Source organism: Streptomyces sp. SID13726, assembly GCF_010548375.1.
In the GTDB taxonomy this organism is placed as follows: Bacteria; Actinomycetota; Actinomycetes; order Streptomycetales; family Streptomycetaceae; genus Streptomyces.
On record NZ_JAAGLY010000762.1, the window covers coordinates 1 to 398 of the forward strand.

The 398-nt window shown below is 72.6% G+C and carries 1 protein-coding gene; it reads right to left on the reverse strand.

All coding sequences use genetic code 11. From position 1 onward, the window contains the following. Window positions 1-393 (reverse strand): histidine kinase dimerization/phospho-acceptor domain-containing protein (locus tag G3I78_RS50170; protein WP_343244054.1); only part of this gene is annotated, 393 nt, incomplete at its 3' end. Between the last annotated feature and the right edge of the window lie 5 nt (window positions 394-398).

Below are 398 nucleotides of genomic sequence, written 5' to 3' on the forward strand. Positions count from 1 at the left end.
GTAGGCGACCGCGCTGTCGAGGAGGTTGCGCACCGCGGTGACGAGCAGGTTGTGGTCGCCGTACACCGCGGCGTCGAGCTCTCCCCCGGTCGTGAGCGTGATGCCCTTGCCCTGCGCCGTCGTGCGCGCGCGGTCCACCGCCTCCTCGACGACGCCCCGCACCGGGACGACCGTGACCTCCTGGAGCGCGCCCGCGACCTGGAGCCGCGAGAGCTCGATGATCTCCTGCACGAGCGCGGACAGACGCGTCGCCTCCGACTGCATGCGTGCGGAGAACCGTCGCACCGCCACCGGGTCGTCGGCGGCGTCCTGCACCGTCTCGGCGAGCAGCGCGAGCGCCCCGACCGGCGTCTTCAGCTCGTGCGACACGTTCACGACGAAGTCGCGCCGGATCGCCT